Raw genomic sequence first — 347 nt, 5'->3', positions numbered from 1 at the left:
GCACGCTGCCGTTGAAACGGACGAGATAGGCGAACAACCACGCGGTGGTGACCGCCGTCAGGTCAAACAGGAAAGCGCTCAGCGAAAGCCATGATGCCTTGGTTCGCAACATCGGCAGGAAACCTCAAGAGTTGTTTTCGGCGGCCGACTGAAACCGGCGCCAACGCATGTCGATCACCAACCCGATACATGCAAGGACGCCATACCATGCGACAAACAACAGCCATTGCTGCTGTTCAGGGCGGCCTTTTGCCCACACGGCGATGATTATGCCTGCGAGCATGATGAGGTACCAATAAAGAGCGGTCCGGCGATGACCTACGCCCGCGCGGACCATCCTCTGATAA

1 pseudogene is annotated in these 347 nt (G+C 57.3%); it reads right to left on the bottom strand.

Features of this window, described 5'->3' with window-relative positions:
• Positions 1-124: 124 nt before the first annotated feature.
• A pseudogene (locus SB751_RS28770) lies at positions 125-347 on the bottom strand (glycosyl transferase); the annotation flags it as partial.

This window comes from Cupriavidus sp. SIMBA_020, from assembly GCF_046535395.1.
Classification (GTDB): domain Bacteria; phylum Pseudomonadota; class Gammaproteobacteria; order Burkholderiales; family Burkholderiaceae; genus Cupriavidus; species Cupriavidus campinensis.
Note: the sequence above shows the minus strand (reverse complement) of the source record. Positions and strands in the feature narration are given on the sequence as shown.